The sequence below is a fragment of the Serratia oryzae genome, from assembly GCF_001976145.1.
GTDB classification, from domain to species: domain Bacteria; phylum Pseudomonadota; class Gammaproteobacteria; order Enterobacterales; family Enterobacteriaceae; genus Chania; species Chania oryzae.
The window spans coordinates 26,705-40,864 of the sequence record NZ_MOXD01000014.1 but is presented as its reverse complement, the minus strand read 5'-3'; the positions used below and the strand labels follow the sequence as shown (position 1 = coordinate 40,864).

12 protein-coding genes are annotated in these 14,160 nt (G+C 52.8%); 9 read left to right on the top strand and 3 right to left on the bottom strand.

Features of this window, described 5'->3' with window-relative positions; all coding sequences use genetic code 11:
- Window positions 1-185: 185 nt before the first annotated feature.
- Window positions 186-1,049: an SIS domain-containing protein gene (locus tag BMI79_RS20155; RefSeq protein ID WP_076943940.1), complete on the bottom strand. Its 864-nt coding sequence runs from the start codon at window positions 1,047-1,049 to the stop codon at window positions 186-188.
- A 207-nt stretch (window positions 1,050-1,256) separates the two neighbouring features.
- On the opposite strand from BMI79_RS20155, the gene murQ reads away from it, so the two are divergent.
- The 3 genes from murQ (at window position 1,257) to BMI79_RS20140 (ending at window position 4,914) form a co-directional block, all read left to right on the top strand.
- On the top strand, window positions 1,257-2,186 hold the full coding sequence (gene murQ, locus BMI79_RS20150; protein WP_076943938.1) for an N-acetylmuramic acid 6-phosphate etherase: 930 nt from the start codon (window positions 1,257-1,259) through the stop codon (window positions 2,184-2,186).
- Window positions 2,170-3,615 carry a PTS N-acetylmuramic acid transporter subunit IIBC gene (gene murP, locus BMI79_RS20145; RefSeq protein ID WP_076943936.1) on the top strand — a complete coding sequence of 482 codons (1,446 nt, stop codon included), beginning with the start codon at window positions 2,170-2,172 and terminating at the stop codon, window positions 3,613-3,615. Before murQ ends, murP begins: the two co-directional genes overlap by 17 nt.
- Window positions 3,616-3,729: 114 nt before the next feature.
- Window positions 3,730-4,914: a NupC/NupG family nucleoside CNT transporter gene (locus BMI79_RS20140; RefSeq protein WP_076944024.1), complete on the top strand. Its 1,185-nt coding sequence runs from the start codon at window positions 3,730-3,732 to the stop codon at window positions 4,912-4,914.
- Window positions 4,915-4,958: 44 nt separating this feature from the next.
- On the opposite strand, the gene BMI79_RS20135 is transcribed toward BMI79_RS20140, so the two are convergent.
- A complete protein-coding gene (locus tag BMI79_RS20135) occupies window positions 4,959-5,396 on the bottom strand; it encodes a DUF3574 domain-containing protein (protein ID WP_076944023.1) in 438 nt (145 codons plus the stop codon).
- A 239-nt stretch (window positions 5,397-5,635) separates the two neighbouring features.
- On the opposite strand from BMI79_RS20135, the gene BMI79_RS20130 reads away from it, so the two are divergent.
- Window positions 5,636-6,253 (top strand): trimeric intracellular cation channel family protein, encoded by a 618-nt coding sequence (locus tag BMI79_RS20130; RefSeq protein ID WP_076943935.1) that lies wholly within the window; start codon window positions 5,636-5,638, stop codon window positions 6,251-6,253.
- Window positions 6,254-6,264: 11 nt separating this feature from the next.
- Here BMI79_RS20130 and ligB read toward each other — a convergent pair whose 3' ends face one another.
- Window positions 6,265-7,995, bottom strand: coding sequence for an NAD-dependent DNA ligase LigB (ligB, locus tag BMI79_RS20125; protein WP_076943934.1), 1,731 nt, complete (start codon window positions 7,993-7,995; stop codon window positions 6,265-6,267).
- 284 nt (window positions 7,996-8,279) lie between these two features.
- Between ligB and gmk the strand changes: the two genes are divergently transcribed.
- Genes gmk through recG form a run of 5 tightly spaced genes read left to right on the top strand, consistent with a single transcriptional unit; the run spans window position 8,280 to window position 14,148 of the window.
- On the top strand, window positions 8,280-8,903 hold the full coding sequence (gmk, locus tag BMI79_RS20120) for a guanylate kinase (protein ID WP_076943932.1): 624 nt from the start codon (window positions 8,280-8,282) through the stop codon (window positions 8,901-8,903).
- Between the two features lie 54 nt (window positions 8,904-8,957).
- A complete protein-coding gene (rpoZ, locus tag BMI79_RS20115; RefSeq protein WP_024482945.1) occupies window positions 8,958-9,233 on the top strand; it encodes a DNA-directed RNA polymerase subunit omega in 276 nt (91 codons plus the stop codon).
- Between the two features lie 18 nt (window positions 9,234-9,251).
- Window positions 9,252-11,366: a bifunctional GTP diphosphokinase/guanosine-3',5'-bis pyrophosphate 3'-pyrophosphohydrolase gene (gene spoT, locus BMI79_RS20110; protein ID WP_076943931.1), complete on the top strand. Its 2,115-nt coding sequence runs from the start codon at window positions 9,252-9,254 to the stop codon at window positions 11,364-11,366.
- Between the two features lie 5 nt (window positions 11,367-11,371).
- On the top strand, window positions 11,372-12,070 hold the full coding sequence (gene trmH / locus BMI79_RS20105) for a tRNA (guanosine(18)-2'-O)-methyltransferase TrmH (protein ID WP_076943930.1): 699 nt from the start codon (window positions 11,372-11,374) through the stop codon (window positions 12,068-12,070).
- Window positions 12,067-14,148, top strand: coding sequence for an ATP-dependent DNA helicase RecG (recG, locus tag BMI79_RS20100; protein WP_076943929.1), 2,082 nt, complete (start codon window positions 12,067-12,069; stop codon window positions 14,146-14,148). Before trmH ends, recG begins: the two co-directional genes overlap by 4 nt.
- Window positions 14,149-14,160: the final 12 nt, after the last annotated feature.

The following is a 14,160-nucleotide window of genomic DNA, read 5'->3' as shown; positions in this document are numbered from 1 at the left end:
GATAGTTAAGGCTTTTCTATTAACTTATCGTAACCGTTATATTCCTTATTTATCTATTAAGCTAATAAAGCAACTTCATGTGATATGATTTTTATCATTAGATTCATATCATTATAGAACACCAGAGCCAACAATAGATAACCAATGGCGTATATCTCAGGCAAACATTGAGAGACCTAGAGCCTCTATTTATTACTCAATTGCTCAACCAGCGTCTGACTCTGCTGAATGAAATGACGGCTCTCTTCACTGTTCTGCTGCATAAGGCTGACAAACAGCAGGTCGATGATGGTATTCTGCGCCGTCCTGGCGGCGATCGACGAGCTGCGCCAGCGCGTCTCATCAGCAATAGTATCCAGCGTATAATCCGCCAGTTCCCTTAGGGGATTGTGCTGCAAGGAAGTGATAGCAATCAGCGTTGCCCCCCTTTGCTTGGCGACCTCTGCGGCAATGAGTATCTCCCGGCGCTTACCGGAAAATGAAATGATGATCTGCACATCCACCGGGCTCAAGGATTGGGCCACCGTAATTTGCACGTGGCTGTCTAATTCATTCATAACCGAGTAGCCAATCTTCATCAGCTTATAAGCGAGATCTTTAGCGATCAGCGAGGAGCCACCTACCCCGATAATCTGAACGCGTTTAGCGGCCTGAATATGTGATACCACCTGCTGCAACTGGGCAAAATCAAGGCTGTCGGTGGTGTCGCGCAACGCTTGCTGTTTTTCCAGAAATAACTTTTCGGCGATATCGGGCAAGCTGTCATTACTGTTGATACCATTATGAATGTGCGAGCTTTGTAGTTTCTGCTCTGATGCCTGTTGCCCCCATTCCTCAATGAGAACCATTTTTAAGTGAGTAAAACCCTTCATTCCCAGCTTCTGAGCAAACTTAATGATGCTTGATTGGCTTACCCCCAGAATCATTGCCAAACTCTGTGAGGAAAGCTGCTTCAGCTTATCGGGGTTCTCTAACAAATAATCGGCGATTTTACGCTCGCCAGGGGTGAATAACTCTTTGTTATGAATTATTTTCTGCGTATGTCTCATCGCGGTGGTGACTCACATTATCAGCAAAAATCAGCATCTACTTAGGTTATCTTACGCTGCCAGTGCCTAAAAACAACCTGGGTATAAACAGGGGGGCATGGTAAGTTGATAACGGTCACATAATCATCATAAAAATAAAATATTTGTTGAATTAGTTATTGTTGGAATTAATTATTCCAACATATTCGAATATACGCCGAGACAACAATGAAAATTGATTTATCTACTCTGGTTACCGAGAGCCGAAACCCAGCCAGTAAGAATATTGATACCTTGTCGACGCTAGAGATGCTCAAGGTGATTAATCTTGAAGACCAAAAAGTTGCTTTCGCGGTTGAGCGCGTTTTGCCACAGGTGGCGCAAGCAGTAGACGCCATAAGCGCGGCCTTCGCCCAAGGTGGCCGCCTGATTTACTGTGGTGCGGGGACTTCTGGGCGCTTGGGCATTTTGGATGCCAGCGAATGCCCGCCAACTTATGGTACCCCTCGTGGGCAAGTGATCGGTTTGATCGCGGGGGGAAATACCGCCATTTTACAGGCCGTAGAAAACGCCGAAGACAACGGAGCGCTAGGGGAACAGGATCTGCGCGACCTGCACTTTAACGCCAACGATGTCCTGGTTGGCATCGCCGCCAGTGGGCGCACACCTTATGTTATCGGGGCCATGCGTTATGCCCGCGTTCAAGGTGCTACCGTAGTATCTCTGACCTGTAACCAGAACAGTGAAATGAGTCGGTTGGCCGATATTGCTATTGAGCCGGTGGTAGGGAGCGAAGTGGTTACCGGTTCATCACGCATGAAGGCGGCAACGGCACAAAAACTGGTGCTCAATATGTTGAGCACCGGGGCAATGATCCGCATCGGTAAAGTTTATGGCAATCTGATGGTGGATGTTGAAGCCACCAACGCCAAATTGGTTCAACGCCAGATTAATATCGTCATGCAGGCAACGGCGTGCAACTATCAGCGTGCCTCCGAAGCCTTAGACGCATGCGGTCGCCACTGTAAAACGGCGATCGTCATGATACTGGCCAACCTTTCGGCCACCGAAGCCAGCACAATTTTAAAACACAATAACGGTTTTATCCGCGCAGTCTTATCAGGAACAGGACGTCAATCCGATGGCGAAAATCAATGAAGCAATGATCGAACAAATTTTGGGTCATGTTGGCGGTAGCAATAATATTGCTATTTGCGGTAACTGCATGACACGGCTGCGCCTGACCCTGAGGGACAGAGAGCAGGTAGACCGCGATGCGTTGAAAAAAATGGCTGGCGTGATGGGTGTGATTGAAGGGGACGATCAGTTGCAAATCGTCCTGGGCCCCGGCAAGGCACAAACCGCCGCTGAAATGATGAATACCTTGCTGAGCCGTACTGAGCAGAACACCGCTGACGCGCCTAAAGATCTTAATGCAATCGCTTCGGAGAATAAAAAGCAGCTCAAATCCAAGCAAAGCAGCGCTGTTCATCAATTTTTCAGCAAGTTTGCTACCATCTTTACCCCGCTGATCCCCGGTTTTATTGCCGCAGGGCTGCTGCTGGGGATTGCGACCCTGCTCGAACAAAGCATGGTGATTGGCATTGAATCCCCTAATCCTTGGCTAATCAGCGCCATTGGCTATATGAAAGTATTCAGTAAAGGCCTGTTTGCCTTCTTGAGTATTCTGATCGGCCATAATGCACAAAAAGCCTTTGGCGGTACCGGAGTGAATGGAGCCATCATCGCTTCGCTGTTTGTTCTGGGTTACGTACCTGATGCCAAAGTGGGTTACTACTCCGGCATCGATAACTTCTTTGGCTTACCTATCGATCCTAGAGGCAGCATTATCGGCGTGCTGATTGCCACGATTATGGGAGCCTGGGTCGAACGGACGGTACGTAAATTTATCCCCGATAATCTGGATATGATACTGACCTCAGTCATTACTCTGCTGATTATGGGCGCGGTGACTTTCGTGGTCATCATGCCAGTTGGAGGGGAACTGTTTAAAGGAATGTCGTGGCTGTTCTTACACCTGAATGGCAACCCGTTTGGCAGCGCCGTTCTGGCAGGTCTGTTCCTGCTGGCGGTTATGTTCGGTATTCACCAGGGGTTTGTTCCAGTCTATTTCGCTTTGATGGATGCGCAGGGTTTCAACTCGCTCTTTCCGATCCTGGCCATGGCTGGCGGCGGGCAAGTGGGTGCTTCAATGGCGCTGTTCGCCAGAGCAAAAGCAGGCTCGGTGCTGCGTACCCAGATCAAGGGTGCCATCATTCCAGGTATTCTTGGCATTGGTGAACCACTGATTTATGGCGTGACGTTGCCTAGAGTGAAACCTTTTATCACCGCCTGTCTCGGGGGTGCCGTTGGTGGGTTCTTCATCGGGATGATTGCGTATCTGGGATTGCCGGTTGGTCTCAACACCGTCTTTGGTCCTTCTGGCATCGTATCTATTCCACTGATGACCTCTGCGCAGGGCATTTATGCAGGCATCATGGTCTACGTTGCCGGGCTGTTAGTGTCTTACACCGCTGGTTTTATTTTCACCTGGTTCTTCGGCAGCAAAAATGTTGATTTGAGTTAACAACCAGTAACCGGGGGACGGATCCACACTCCCCCGGTCACCCTCATGCTGACGAGCGGCAGCAAATTAGGTATAAGTAGCTCTTTTCTAGCCTGCATGCTCCTCGGACTGTTTATGTCGCAAATTCTGCACTTTTTTTTGGCGTTGGTCGTTATCATCGCCCTCGCGTTATTGATCAGCAACGATCGCAAGAAAATCCGCCCGCGTTATATTATTCAGCTTTTGATGATTCAAGCGGTTCTTGCCTATTTCTTTCTGCATTCGGAAAGCGGTCTGGGTGTGATTAAGCACGTAGCCGGTTTCTTTGAAACCCTGTTGACCTTTGCCGCACAAGGCTCTGACTTTGTGTTCGGTGGCATGAGCAAAGCAGGCTTATCCTTTATCTTCCTCGGCGTTTTGTGCCCGATTATCTTTATCTCTGCCTTGATCGGTATTTTGCAGCATTTCCGTATTTTACCGCTGATTATCCGCGCGGTAGGAACGCTGCTCTCCAAAGTCAACGGTATGGGCAAGTTGGAATCTTTCAACGCTGTCAGTACCCTGGTGCTTGGTCAATCTGAAAACTTTATTGCTTACAAAGGCATCATTGCGGATATCTCTCCGCGCCGGATGTACACCATGGCCGCCACGGCCATGTCGACAGTATCAATGTCGATCGTCGGCGCTTATATGGTGATGATCGACGCCCAATACGTAGTCGCTGCGTTAATCCTCAACATGTTCAGCACGTTTATCATTCTTTCCATTATCAACCCCTACCAGGTAGAGGATGAACCGGAACTGAAGCTGAACAAGCTGCATGAAGACCAGAGTTTCTTTGAGATGCTGGGGGAATACATCCTGGCGGGTTTCAAAATCGCCATGATTATTGCCGCCATGCTGATCGGGTTTATTGCACTCATCGCTGCGGTAAACGCCATCTTTGCAGCCATTTTCGGCATCAGCTTCCAGCAGATCCTGGGCTATGTGTTCTATCCGCTGGCCTGGTTGATCGGGATCCCGGCAAGCGATGCGCTGCAGGCCGGTAGCATTATGGCCACCAAACTAGTTGCCAATGAATTTGTCGCGATGATCGAACTGAAAAAAATCGCAGCGGAAATGTCACCACGCGGATTGGGTATTCTCTCAGTCTTCCTGGTGTCCTTCGCCAACTTTGCTTCCATCGGCATCGTTGCCGGTGCCATCAAAGGCCTGAACGAGCAACAAGGCAACGTTGTTTCACGCTTCGGCCTGAAGTTGGTTTACGGCTCAACGCTGGTCAGCCTGCTGTCGGCGGCAGTTACCGGGCTGGTGCTCTAAAACGAGTTTCCGGCTTGTTGCACCCGCGACAAGCCGGAAACTCATCAAAAAGCCACACACACCGGCGTATCAACACGCATCACGGAATCCTGTACAAACTGCTGTTTGTAGTGGGTACGCAACGCTTCAATCTTCTGTTCAACTTCCATGCCCGGAGTGTGAATCAACATCAGTGCTTTGCTGTTTTCTCGCGCTAATTTGCCGTCATTCCCCAACCATTGCCCTTTGGCATCAAATACCGATAGCCCATCCTTAAAGCGTGGTGTGACCTGCTGATCGACAAAAGATTGCCATTCCACTGCGCTAATCGTCGGCCCGACAGGGCGATTCAACCCGAAATAGAGCGTGGTTTGCACCATCGGATCACCAATGCTGCATGGTGATGCCAACTTTGGTGGTGCCGCCTGCTGGGCTGGCGCAACACAGCCGTTCAACATCAAAGCGACTAAAGCAACCGCTGCCAGCATTGAGATGTTTTTCATCGTATTTTCACTTTCCTTCATATAGTGATTAATCATCATGCGAAATTATCAATGATTATCTAATCCACTCTTCGCATGCTGTAAAAATTAAAAACCAATAAACAAGTCATATAGACATGTTAATCATTAGATGAACTAATTCGAAGCAAGCTCCTTTAGAAAAATTCAGTAGCGCATTCGCCGCTCGAACATTACCCTCTGGCGATTGCATTCTTGATTTCCCACCTTGTGAAGATCCCATGTTACTGCTCGTTCTTTATATCATTGGCATCACTGCAGAAGCGATGACCGGAGCACTGGCCGCTGGTCGTCGTCAAATGGATATGTTTGGCGTGATCTTTATCGCTTCAGCCACCGCCATTGGTGGCGGTTCAGTGCGCGATATGCTGCTGGGGCACTTCCCTCTGAGCTGGGTCAAACATCCCGAATATATTGTCATTGTGGCTATCGCCGCGATTGTAACTACCTGGCTGGCCCCCTTAATGCGCCATTTGCGCCACCTGTTTCTGGTGCTGGACGCCATCGGGCTGATTGTATTTTCCATCATCGGTGCACAAGTGGCACTGGATATGGGACATAGTCCAATCATTGCCGCTATTGCCGCAGTGATTACCGGCGTCTTCGGCGGCATACTGCGTGATATGTTCTGTAACCGCATTCCGCTGGTTTTCCAGAAAGAAATCTATGCTGGTATTGCTTTCGCCGCCGCCTGGCTGTATATCGGCCTGCAACACCTCAACCTGCCACATAACCTGGTGGTAATCATCACGCTGGCTGCTGGCCTTAGCGCCCGTCTGCTGGCTTTGCGTTTTCGCCTTGGCCTGCCGGTATTTAACTATCAGCATCCAGACCATTAATGCACATCAGGTTATTCACCCTTGCTCATATTGGGTAACGGTTCGAACCCGTTGATCCCTTGCTCGGCCAAGGCGTTCACCAACCCGAGCATGGCGGGTGATTGCAGAAAACTGTGGATTTGCTTAGCCCTTTTAACGCCAATGCCGGCCACTTCCTGCCATTTCTCTGGCGCGATCCGCTGCATTTGTTGCCAATTTTGCGCTTGCGCCCCAGTAACCTGAGTGGGTGAAAGCGGTACCCCAAGTGCGATCAACCAGCGTTCAAAAGGTTGTTGCCGCGCCAGGAGAAACCGTTGATACAGTGCCTGTGCGCGCTTATTTCCGATGCCCGGAACGCCATTTAACTGTTCCGGGGTGAGTACCATCCAGTCAAGTAAATCATCAACCAGCCCTTGATCGATAAGCGATTGCCACCCGGCCTCATTCAGGCCCCCGATATTTAATCCACGAGCACCGCTCAGCCATACCAAACGAGCCAGAAACTGCTGACGACACCCTGTAGGCTGCAAGGTAAAACAGCTCAACGGATGGTAATCCTCAGGATTGGGGGCCGTAGGAATCTGGCGATCCGCCGCACGCCACACAACGTCATTAAGATGCGGAATACCATGCCCCATCAGGCTGATAGCAATATGGTCGCCCGGCGCAATGTCCCATTTTTGCCACAACGACAGTGAACCAACGTTTACGCGCCGGATCCACTTATCATCCATCCGTACCGGATCCAACAGCAACACCACGGTAATTTTTCCGGTACGGCCTACGGCAAACTCAACGTCCGTCACTCTGGCTACCTGCTGAGCGGGCGGGTATTTCCAGGCAACCGCCCAGTCGCCGGGTTTGGCCTGCCAGTAGCGGCCCTCTGGGGCCCGCCCCTGATGGATCACAATACCGTCAGTCACAAACGGCAAGAAATTACGATGCCAGAATGTTCGCCACTGCTCCACTTCATCCAGCGTTTTGACCGGTTTTGAGTATTGTGGAGAAAGTGCAAACCCCATGGCAGTAAGCTGTCGCAAACGTTCTGCCATATCTGGCGGGCCATCGGGCCATGCCCAGACAAACAGACCAAGCTGTTTCAGTTCGGGGGTAAGCTGCTTGCGCATCAGCATTCCGGCAACTTTTGCCCGCGCATTGATCCCGCCGACCGTTTGTTGCTGGTGATCGTTCACCATCAGGAACAACTCGCCCTGTAACACCAACTGAGCAGGGGCTTGCGACAATGCCTGAGGGACCGCAGGAATGGCTTTAACCTTATCCAGCCAGTCTTCGCCTTGCTCCCCGTTGCCCCTACTGATGGCGCTAATCAGTTTCCCCTGCTGATAAACCAGCGTAACGGCCACACCATCAACCTTGGGCTGAACCCACAAATCACGGCGACCTTGCATCCACTGAGCCACCGCAATGCGATCAGGCAATTTACGCAGGCCGGTCTGAGCAACAGGATGCGGCGTTTTACCTGCGGGTAAAGCTTGCCCAGCATCTGCCAATGGCACCTTACCCGCGCAATGTCGCCAATGTTGCAGTTGCTGCAGTGAGCTGTCGTAAATCTCATCATTAACCAAGCTAAGGCCTTGACGGTAATAAGCCTCATCCCAGCGTTCTAACTGGCTATTTAATGCCGTTATCTCCAGTTGCAACCTCTCTGGCCGCCAATCAGGGCAGGTTTGAGCCCATGCCACGCTATACAAACACCCTACGGCTACCAGCACATTCCTGATGTGATTGCAGTATCTCGACATCGTGCACCTCCTTGGTACACGGCAGTAAAAACACAAGCAGCAGTATTGGCGATGGTTAAAATGCGAAAGTGCAAAGAGGTTCCAGAAAAGAATGTGCATTTGCTGAAAACAGCGAAAATTTCCAGATACACTGCGCAAATCGGTTTTTTTCCTCTGTTTTTAACAGAAAGCGGCGGCCAAAATGCGACCCAACGCTGCATACCGAGCTTTAGCCGTGTATACTGTGCGGAGAAAATACACATCTGCTGTTACTGGCTTATCAACCGCTACCAACGAACATCATCATGGCTCAAGGCACGCTTTATATTGTCTCTGCACCTAGCGGCGCAGGGAAATCAAGCCTGATTCAGGCTTTGTTAAAAACGCAACCGCTGTACGACACGCAGGTTTCGGTTTCACACACCACGCGCGCAAGCCGCCCGGGTGAAAATCATGGCGAGCATTATTTCTTCGTCTCCAAAGACGAGTTTCGCCGTATGATTGAGCAGGATGAGTTTCTTGAGCACGCCGAAGTGTTCGGCAACTATTACGGTACGTCGCGCGCGGCTATTGAGCAGGTGCTATCGACCGGCGTCGATGTTTTTCTGGATATCGACTGGCAAGGGGCGCAACAGATCCGTGCCAAAATGCCGCAGTCACGCAGCATCTTTATCCTGCCCCCCTCCAAGGAAGAACTGGGCCGCCGTTTAAGGGGCCGTGGGCAAGACGCTGATGAAGTGATCGCCAAGCGCATGGCCCAAGCCGTTGCAGAAATGACGCACTACGCGGAGTATGATTATTTAATCGTGAACGATGATTTCGATCTGGCGCTGTCCGATCTGAAAACCATCATTCGCGCCGAACGCCTGCGTTTGGGCCGACAAATGCTGCGGCATGACGCTTTAATCAGCAAACTATTGGCAGACTGAAGACAGTTTCAGTATTATGCCCAGTCTTTTCTTCACCTGTGGAGTAGCACAAATATGGCACGCGTAACTGTTCAAGACGCTGTAGAGAAAATTGGTAACCGTTTTGACCTGGTGTTGGTCGCTGCTCGTCGGGCGCGTCAAATCCAGACCGGTGGTAAAGATGCTCTGGTACCTGAAGAGAATGATAAGTACACCGTTATCGCTCTGCGCGAAATCGAAGAAGGGCTGATCAACAGCCAGATCCTCGATGTGCGTGAGCGCCAGGAGCAGCAAGAGCAGGAAGCCGCAGAGATTCAGGCGGTTACCGCGATTGCTGAAGGTCGTCGTTAATTAGACTGCGAGTCTGCCTTGTACCTGTTTGAAAGCCTGAATCTGCTGATTCAACGTTACTTGCCTGAGGAGCAGATTAAACGCCTCAAACAGGCATACCTTGTTGCACGTGATGCTCACGAGGGACAGACACGCTCCAGCGGTGAGCCCTACATTACTCACCCGGTTGCCGTAGCCTGTATTCTGGCGGAAATGCGTCTCGACTATGAGACGCTGATGGCGGCCCTGCTGCATGACGTCATTGAAGATACCTCGGCCACCTATCAGGATATGGAACAACTGTTTGGCAAGAGCGTTGCCGAACTGGTTGAAGGCGTATCCAAGCTCGACAAGCTGAAATTCCAGAATAAGAAAGAAGCGCAGGCGGAAAACTTCCGCAAGATGATCATGGCGATGGTGCAGGATATCCGCGTCGTGCTGATCAAGCTGGCTGACCGCACCCACAACATGCGTACTCTCGGCTCGCTGCGCCCCGATAAACGGCGGCGTATCGCACGTGAAACGCTGGAAATCTACAGCCCGCTAGCCCACCGCCTGGGTATTCATCATCTGAAAACCGAACTGGAAGAGTTGGGTTTTGAGGCGCTCTATCCGAACCGTTACCGGGTAATCAAAGCCGTTGTGAAAGCCGCGCGCGGTAACCGTAAGGAGATGATCCAGAAGATTCTTTCCGAGATTGAAGGGCGTTTGACCGAAGCGGGGATTCCCTGCCGCGTCAGCGGGCGGGAAAAGCACCTCTATTCCATCTACTGCAAGATGCACCTGAAAGAACAGCGTTTCCATTCCATTATGGATATTTACGCGTTCCGGGTGATCGTGAAAGAAGTCGACACCTGTTACCGGGTTCTTGGGCAGGCGCATAGCCTGTATAAGCCACGCCCAGGCCGGGTGAAAGACTATATCGCCATCCCCAAAGCCAATGGCTATCAGTCGCTGCATACTTCGTTGATCGGCCCGCACGGCGTGCCGGTTGAGGTCCAGATCCGCACCGAAGATATGGATCAGATGGCCGAGATGGGGGTAGCTGCGCACTGGGCCTATAAAGAAAGGGAACCGGGCGAAACCACCGGCACCACCGCACAAATTCGCGCTCAGCGCTGGATGCAGAGCCTTCTGGAGCTGCAACAGAGTGCTGGCAGCTCGTTTGAGTTTATCGAAAGCGTAAAATCCGATTTGTTCCCAGACGAGATTTACGTTTTCACCCCTGAAGGGCGCATTGTTGAACTGCCTGCGGGCGCCACGCCGGTCGACTTTGCCTATGCGGTGCATACCGACATCGGCCATGCCTGCGTTGGCGCACGCGTCGATCGCCAGCCGTATCCACTGTCGCAATCGCTGTCCAGTGGTCAGACGGTGGAAATCATCACCGCGCCAGGGGCACGGCCTAACGCAGCCTGGCTGAACTTTGTTGTCAGTTCAAAAGCGCGCGCCAAAATCCGCCAGATGCTGAAAAACCTCAAGCGTGACGACTCTGTCAGCCTGGGCCGCCGTTTGCTTAACCACGCACTGGGTGGCAGCCGTAAGCTTTCTGAGGTACCGCAGGAAAATATCCAGCACGAGCTGGAACGCATGAAGCTGGCCACGCTGGATGATTTGCTGGCAGAAATCGGCCTTGGCAACGCCATGAGCGTGGTCATTGCGAAGAATTTACAGGGCGATCACTCCAGCCTTGGGGTCTCTTCCGGCGTACGTAATCTGGCCATCAAAGGAGCCGATGGCGTTCTGATTACCTTCGCCAAGTGTTGCCGACCTATTCCGGGCGATCCCATTATCGCCCACGTCAGCCCTGGCAAAGGGTTGGTGATCCACCATGAATCCTGCCGTAATATCCGCGGCTACCAGAAAGAGCCCGAGAAATTCATGGCGGTAGAGTGGGATATGGAAACCGAGCAGGAATTTATCGCTGAAATCAAAGTGGATATGTTCAATCATCAGGGTGCGCTGGCCAACCTGACGGCGGCTATCAATGCAGCCGAGTCTAATATTCAAAGCCTGAATACCGAAGAGAAAGATGGCCGGGTCTACAGCGCCTTTATCCGCTTAACCACGCGCGATCGCATCCATTTGGCAAACATTATGCGCAAGATCCGTATCATGCCTGATGTGATCAAAGTTAACCGCAACCGAAACTAGCGCTTATGAGCCCCGAACGCTATGCGCGGATTTGTGAAATGCTGGCCACCCGGCAGCCCGATCTGACGGTCTGCCTGGAGCAGGTGCACAAACCGCATAACGTCTCCGCAATTATTCGCACCGCCGACGCCGTTGGCGTGCATCAGGTGCATGCCGTATGGCCAAGCGCGCGGATGCGCACGCTGGTTTCTTCCGCCGCCGGCAGCAACAGTTGGGTGAATGTTAAAACCCACCCGACCATTGCCGATGCTGTCGCACAGATGAAAAGCCAAGGGATGCAAGTCTTGGCTACCCACCTTTCCACCCGGGCCGTTGATTTTCGCGCAGTGGACTATACCCGCCCGACCTGTGTGCTGCTGGGGCAGGAAAAAACCGGTATTACCGAACAAGCGCTGGCGCTGGCCGATCAAGACATCATTATCCCAATGATCGGTATGGTGCAATCGCTCAATGTTTCCGTGGCTTCGGCATTAATCCTGTATGAAGCCCAACGTCAGCGGCAAAATGCCGGCATGTACCGCCGCGAGCGCAGTGCACTGAGTGAAGAGGAGCAGCAACGCCTGTTGTTTGAAGGCGGTTATCCGGTGTTGGCCAACGTGGCCAAGCGCAAAGGGCTGCCGCGCCCGCATATCGACGAACAGGGCCAAGTGATTGCCGATGCCGAATGGTGGGCAACCATGCAGGCAACTACGGTACGCCGATGAAAGGCCGCCTGCTGGATGCCGTGCCTCTTACAACACTTTCCGGGGTTGGAGCCAGCCAGGCAGCGAAATTAGCCAAAATTGGCCTGAATACGATTCAAGATTTACTGCTGCACCTCCCCCTGCGTTACGAAGATCGCACCCGCCTTTATCCCATCAACGATCTGCTGCCCGGTATTTTTGCCACGGTGGAAGGGGAAGTGCTGCGTAGCGATATCAGTTTTGGCCGCCGCCGCATGCTGACCTGCCAGATCAGCGACGGTACCGGCCTTTTAACCATGCGCTTCTTCAACTTCAACGCAGCGATGAAAAACAGCCTGGCAACTGGCCGCCGCGTAACGGCATACGGCGAAATCAAACGCGGCAATCACGGTGCCGAAATCATTCACCCTGAATATCGTATACAGGGTGAAAGCAGCGAAGTGGAACTGCAGGAGGCCCTGACGCCGGTCTATCCCACCACCGAAGGGGTCCGCCAGGCCACGCTGCGCAAGTTGACCGATCAGGCACTGGAGTTGCTGAATACCTGCGCCATCGCCGAGTTACTGCCTGCAGAACTGAGCGGTGGCTTGATCAGCCTGCCGCAGGCGCTGCATACCCTGCACCGCCCACCGCCGGATATCCAACTGGCCGATCTGGAGCAGGGTAAACACCCGGCACAAAGACGCCTGATTCTGGAAGAGCTGTTGGCGCATAATCTCAGCATGCTGGCAGTCCGGGCAGGCGCGCAAAGCTACAAAGCATTGTCACTGACGCCAGACGATCGGCTGAAAAACCGCTTTCTTGCCCAATTGCCCTTTGCTCCAACCGGTGCACAAAAGCGCGTGGTGGCCGATATCGAAGCCGATATGCAGAAAGGTTTCCCGATGATGCGCCTGGTGCAGGGGGATGTGGGTTCAGGTAAAACCCTGGTCGCCGCACTGGCCGCCCTACGTGCCATCGCGCACGGTAAACAGGTGGCACTGATGGCCCCGACCGAACTGCTGGCCGAGCAGCACGCCAATAACTTCCGCCAGTGGTTTGAACCACTGGGAATTGAAGTGGGCTGGCTGGCTGGAAAGCAAAAAGGCAAAGCACGCATCGCACAGCAGGACGCGATCGCCAGCGGGCAAGTCTCAATGGTGGTAGGAACACACGCTATCTTCCAAGAACAGGTGCAGTTCAACGGCTTGGCGCTGGTCATTATCGATGAGCAGCACCGCTTTGGCGTGCACCAACGGCTAGCCCTGTGGGAAAAGGGCGAAGAACAAGGGTTCCATGCCCATCAGTTGATCATGACCGCCACGCCGATCCCCCGTACGCTGGCTATGACCGCCTATGCCGATCTCGACACTTCCGTTATTGATGAACTGCCTCCGGGCCGCACCCCGGTAACCACCGTGGCGATCCCCGATACGCGCCGCACCGATATCATTCAGCGCGTAAAAAGCGCCTGCGTAGAGGAAAACCGCCAGGCGTATTGGGTTTGTACCCTGATTGAAGAGTCCGATCTGTTGGAAGCTCAGGCAGCAGAAGCCACCTGGGAGGAGCTGAAAACGGCCTTGCCGGAGCTGAAGGTGGCGCTGGTGCATGGCCGCATGAAGGCACAGGAGAAGCAGGCGGTGATGCAGGCCTTTAAGCAGGGTGAATTACAGCTACTGGTGGCCACCACGGTGATCGAAGTGGGCGTGGATGTACCGAATGCCAGCCTGATGATCATCGAGAACCCGGAGCGGCTCGGGTTAGCGCAGTTGCACCAGCTACGCGGCCGCGTTGGCCGTGGTGCCGTCGCCTCTCACTGCGTGCTGCTGTATAAAACGCCGCTCAGCAAAACGGCGCAAAAGCGCCTGCAGGTGCTGCGCGACAGTAACGACGGCTTTGTGATCGCCCAGCGTGACCTGGAAATCCGTGGGCCGGGTGAGCTGTTGGGCACGCGCCAAACCGGCAGCGCAGAGTTCAGAGTGGCCGACCTGTTGCGCGATCAGGCGATGATCCCAGAAGTTCAGCGCGTGGCACGCCACATCCACCAGCATTATCCGCAACATGCCCACGCCCTGATTGAGCGCTGGCTACCTGAAACCGCCCGTTACTCCAACGCCTGATTCTGTCGCTTT